The sequence below is a fragment of the Rheinheimera sp. genome, assembly GCF_036568245.1.
GTDB lineage: Bacteria > Pseudomonadota > Gammaproteobacteria > Enterobacterales > Alteromonadaceae > Alishewanella.
Genome location: NZ_DATCSY010000404.1, coordinates 1 through 4,948, shown reverse-complemented (window position 1 = coordinate 4,948; position 4,948 = coordinate 1). Strand labels below are relative to the sequence as shown.

The 4,948-nt window shown below is 49.0% G+C and carries 7 protein-coding genes; 5 read left to right on the top strand and 2 right to left on the bottom strand.

From position 1 onward, the window contains the following. The coding region (locus VIN66_RS18360) for a glycosyltransferase (protein WP_331925333.1) at positions 1-481 on the bottom strand (481 nt) is incomplete at its 3' end. 171 nt (positions 482-652) lie between these two features. Here VIN66_RS18360 and wecA point away from each other — a divergent pair. Together wecA and VIN66_RS18350 are read left to right on the top strand one after the other, a co-directional pair. Beyond that, positions 653-1,729 carry a UDP-N-acetylglucosamine--undecaprenyl-phosphate N-acetylglucosaminephosphotransferase gene (wecA, locus tag VIN66_RS18355; RefSeq protein ID WP_331925332.1) on the top strand — a complete coding sequence of 359 codons (1,077 nt, stop codon included), beginning with the start codon at positions 653-655 and terminating at the stop codon, positions 1,727-1,729. 51 nt (positions 1,730-1,780) lie between these two features. Beyond that, positions 1,781-2,941, top strand: coding sequence for a polysaccharide pyruvyl transferase family protein (locus VIN66_RS18350; RefSeq protein WP_331925331.1), 1,161 nt, complete (start codon positions 1,781-1,783; stop codon positions 2,939-2,941). Here VIN66_RS18350 and VIN66_RS18345 read toward each other — a convergent pair. Continuing rightward, complete coding sequence (locus VIN66_RS18345; protein WP_331925330.1) at positions 2,934-3,242, bottom strand: DUF6482 family protein; 309 nt, start codon at positions 3,240-3,242, stop codon at positions 2,934-2,936. The two genes, VIN66_RS18350 and VIN66_RS18345, sit on opposite strands and share 8 nt — an antisense overlap. Before the next feature lie 130 nt (positions 3,243-3,372). On the opposite strand from VIN66_RS18345, the gene VIN66_RS18340 reads away from it, so the two are divergent. From VIN66_RS18340 to VIN66_RS18330, 3 genes are all read left to right on the top strand, one after another. Next, on the top strand, positions 3,373-4,284 hold the full coding sequence (locus VIN66_RS18340; RefSeq protein WP_331925329.1) for a response regulator: 912 nt from the start codon (positions 3,373-3,375) through the stop codon (positions 4,282-4,284). Beyond that, a complete protein-coding gene (locus VIN66_RS18335; protein ID WP_331925328.1) occupies positions 4,185-4,664 on the top strand; it encodes a hypothetical protein in 480 nt (159 codons plus the stop codon). The genes VIN66_RS18340 and VIN66_RS18335 overlap by 100 nt, the downstream gene beginning before the upstream one ends. Before the next feature lie 203 nt (positions 4,665-4,867). Then, positions 4,868-4,948 (top strand): transposase (locus VIN66_RS18330; protein WP_331924129.1); only part of this gene is annotated, 81 nt, incomplete at its 3' end.

The window sequence follows — 4,948 nt, the reverse complement described above, 5'->3', positions numbered from 1 at the left end:
GCTCATTAATACCAGCCGGTAACACTTCTGCTTGCTGTACCGGCAAAGCAAAGTGCCTGGCCAGCGCCTTACTGGCAAAAATCCACTGGTCAACCTTAGTGGCACACCAGCGGTAAAGTTTACCCGGTGGTTGATACTTATAGATATCACTGCCATGACAAGTCACTACAATTTTCACTCTGCGGTTACGCAGCGTTTTATATAGTATCGCCAGATAGATGGTCGGATAAAAAAAATGTACGTGTACAATATCAAACCTGCGACGGCTCAGCATATAGCGCCAGATAAAATCCAGTATAAAAACCGGATATTTCAATATTTTGTTCAGCAAAGAGTCACTGTGCCAGCGCATATAATGATACGCAGGATGAAGAGCAGCCAGCGCCCATACCTGATTATGTACAAACTTGCCCTGAAATGGCGATGACGGCTTTGGGCCCATATTACTGATAATCAGAATATTACTGTTAATCACTTGCACGCTGAATTTTCACCCCGACAGTCTGCCAGACTGTGTACAATACTTGTTGCATATTAAAAAAACACTTAGTTTATAGCGTATTGCGCTACAAACTCTGAACAATATAAATAACCGATTTCAGCTGACGCTTAGCTGAATAGATGCTAACACTGATTAACAACCGGATGTGTAATGTCTGAACATTTGCCACTTTATTTAGTCGCCTTTTTTACCGCCTGTGTTGCTATCGGTTTGTGGTATCCGCTGTCCGTTCGGATAGGCCTGGTAGATATTCCCCGTGGCCGTAAACAGCATCAGGGTGCGGTACCGTTAATTGGTGGCATTGCGACCTATTGCGGTCTGGCAACAGCATTATTGCTGCTTGCCGACAGCAGCATACAACCCTTTTACTACCTGGCCTGCAGCGGCGTCATTGTTGTGCTGGGCGTATTTGATGACTACCTGGATTTAAGTGTCAAACTGCGTCTGGCAGTACAAACACTGGTTGGCCTTGCCATGACTTACAGCCTGGATTTACATATTGCCAGCCTGGGTAATCTGTTTGGTTTTGGTGTAGTGGAACTCGGTGTACTGGGCCTCCCCATCACGCTGATAGCCGTCATCGCCGCCATTAATGCCTTTAACATGACCGACGGTATTGACGGCCTGGCGGGTATGCTAAGCCTGGTCAGCTTTATCACGCTGGCTATTTTTATGACCTTGTGGGGCCAGCAGCTGTATGCCAGCTTAGCGCTGGTGATCGCCATCGCACTGCTACCCTATCTGGCATGCAACCTGAACCTGATCCCCGGCCGGCGTATTTTTATGGGCGATGCCGGCAGTATGTTAATTGGTCTTAGCGTTATCTGGTTGCTGATCATCGGCACCCAAAGTGAAACGGCCAGCTTCCGGCCTGTTACTGCGCTGTGGATCATCGCTATACCGCTGATGGATATGATAGCCATCATGGTGCGGCGCATCCGCAAAGGCCAGTCGCCGTTTCAGGCCGACCGCGAGCACCTGCACCACATTTCATTGCGGTTGGGGCTTAACTCGCGGGAGTCACTCATGCTTATCACCGCGCTGGCCTGTATCTTTGCCTGCATTGGTATTATCGGCGAATACCTGCTGGTGCCTGACGTCATAATGTTGCTGCTATTTTTACTGTTGTTTGCGGCTTACCTGTATCTGCTACAGCATATCTGGCGTATTATTTCGCACTTTCGCCATAAGCGGCAGCACAACCAAAGGCCCAGAGCTATTAAATAGCCCCTGTTCAACCGCATAGGTTGTAAAAGTTAACCAGTAGAGAGAACCCAGATGAGTAAAGCGCTTTTTGTTGAAATTAAAGGTGTGCAGTTTCGTAATAAGGGCGCCTACCTGATGCTGTTGGCATGCCTTGAAGGGTTAAAACAATTACCCCAACCGACCGAACTGGTACTGCCGCCCGGCCCAAACCTGCCCTACCCCGAGCGAGCCCGCCTCGGTGCCTGGCAAAAACTATCGTATCGCCGTGGCGGCTTAGATCTGACGCCGCTGATAGGCAAATTACCCTCTGCAGTGCAGCGCTTATTTAACCGCTACGGCATGGTGAGCGAGCGTCAGGTTGATTTAATACTGGAAGCCAGCGGTTTTGCCTATGGCGATCAATGGCCGCTGCGCTTTTTGCAAAATACCGCCAAAGAAGTGGTGCGTTTTGCCAAAGCCGGTAAACCTTTTGTTTTTATGCCGCAGGCGTTTGGCCCGTTTAAAACCGAAGACAGCAAAGCCGCGATGCGCGACATTATTCACAACGCCCGGCTGATTTTTGTCCGTGATCCGGTATCGCTACAGCATTTACAAAGCTGTGTGCCAAACCTGCCTGATTCTGTCGTGCTGACGCCAGACTTTACCGTCGGTTTAACGGCACGGCCTAACGACGAAATACCCGCGATGCCCGGCCCTTATGCCGCACTTATCCCGAACAACAAAGTGGTGTCTAAGTTTAACCATGCCGACGCGGAGAAAATGCGCGCTGACTATATCGTTGCCTTCGCCGCTGCAGCCAATAAGCTGGCTGAACAAGGTATGCAATGTGTACTGGTGAACCATGAAGGCAAAGAAGACGCGCAGTTGTGTGAAGAAATTGCCGCTAAAGCGCCGTGCACTATAGTTCAGATAGAAGACCCGCTGGCAGTCAAAGCCTTTATCGGTAACGCAGCTCTGGCAATCAGTTCACGCTTTCACGGTGCAGTTAACGCCCTCAGCCAGGGTGTGCCCTGTATCGCGACCAGCTGGAGCCACAAGTACCATGCCATGATGAGCGATTTTGGTATGGGGGATTACTGTGTAGCCGAGCTGAGCGAGCAAAACCTGCTGCATGCCCTGCAACAACTGCTGGACAATAAAGACACTTTGGCAAGCGACGTGAAACAAAAAGCCGCTGCGCTAAAACAGCAAAATGCTGCTATGTGGCAACGGCTGTATCAGAGTATCAACTGACACCGGTGACAAACAGCGGTACCTTTAAGGTATTGTCGCCGTGCTCTGCACAACCACACATTTCATCATACGCGGACTGATGCACCAGATAAGCTTTACAGATGGTGCAGCGGTCCAGTAGCTGCCTGACTTCTTCCACACTATGAAAACGTTGCGCCCTGCCGGTTTCATCCTGCAAAAATGCTTTGCGGCCGTCATAGTCAGCTTCTGCCAGATAGACGCTCATTTCATAGGAATGGATCACTAACTCATTGATCCGTACACCCTGATGATTTAAATGGCTCACGCGATGAAAGTTCATACCTGTCTCCACTAAACAATTGGCAATGATGGATACGCTAAAATATAGCCGATAGATCGCAGCTTCACTGCTGCAGTCATAAATTCAGACCGCATCAGACACTTTACTCCGCAACCCGACATAACCTAGTATGCATAATCAGCCTGATTATTGTGTGGTAGGTATGGACGCCAGCTTTTATCGTTGTAAACAAATTCTGATCATCGACGACTGCGCCCCGGTCAGAACGTCTATAAAAGCCATGGCCCAGCAAATAGGTTTTGAGTCTATTCATCTGGCCCGCGACGCAAACGAAGCTATCGCTAAATGCCACGAGATCCCGTTCGACTTTATTCTCAGTGACTTCAACCTGGGTGAAGGCAAAGATGGCTACCAACTGTTTGAAACCTTAAAAACCCGGCAACTTCTGGCACCGCTGAACTGTTTCATTATGGTCAGTGCAGAGAATCAGCGCCAGATAGTGCACGGCATGATAGAGCTGCAACCCGATGATTACCTGCTAAAACCCTTTACCTACCAGCAGCTGGAAGAGCGTATCAGTCGCGCAGTAAAAGGCCGTATTGCGCTGCGCAAAATCTATGTCAGCCTGTTCGCGCAGGACTACCAAAATGCCATTGCAGAGTGCGATAACGCTGTTGTGCAAAAGCCCGAATTTACCGCCGCCGCACTGCGTATCAAAGGGGAATTACTGCTTAAGTTGCGCAGCTATGCAGAGGCAGAAGCGTTCTATCAGCAGGTGCTGCAGCAGTATAAAACAACGGCCTGGGCCAGACTGGGCTACGCGGTAGCCTGTTTTTATCAGCAGCGCTGGGATGACACCGAGTTACAATTAGCCGATTTGACGCAGTTTGATGAAACAAAAGTAGAAGCTCTGGATTGGTTATCGCGCTTGTATGTGAAATACCGCTGTCTTATCAACACACTATTACCATCGACAGCTGTATGGATGCGGCCAAAGCCTATTTTGAACTGGGTGATTTATACGCCAGCCAGGTTTATATCGATAAGCTGCAACATATACTGGAACGCGACGATTTCCTGACCGAGACCCAGCGCATCATGCTGGAAATGGAACAGCTACGGCATGAAGAGTTAAAAAACAAACTGAAGATCATCAATACCGAAGCCGCACAAGCCTATCAGCGGGAAGACTTTAATACCGCCTTTGACCGCTTTGCCGAAACCTTTGATTACATGCCCACCAACCCGACTATTGCGATCAATCTGATGCAAACCCTGGTTAAAGGCGCCAGAGTGACTGATTTTAGCCAGCGCTACGTACGGGCATCGGTAAAACTGCTGGCCAGAAGCGAACTGGATGACGATCTGATGCTGCGCTTTAAACGCTATCTGGCGCAGATTAAAGCGCTGCACCCGGATGTTATTCCAAGGCGCAGGCCCAAAGAGCGTGAAGTGCTGTAATAGCGAATAACTAGAAAACTGGCAGCAGAGCTGGCAACAGGTTTTGGCTGTGTAGCCACAGTAACGTGCTGATATTTACCAGTACTGCCAGATAAAACACCGCCAGAAACGCTCGTTTTTGTGACTTATGCCGCAAATAACTTTGGACTTCCCCTAAAACAGTAGACACTCCTTAGGTTAGAATACAACTTTAGGAGGGCACCATGTCCAAGCAACGTTTTACACCAGAATTCAAAGCTGAAGCAATCAAACAAATCACCGAACGTGGTTATTCCGTTAAGGAT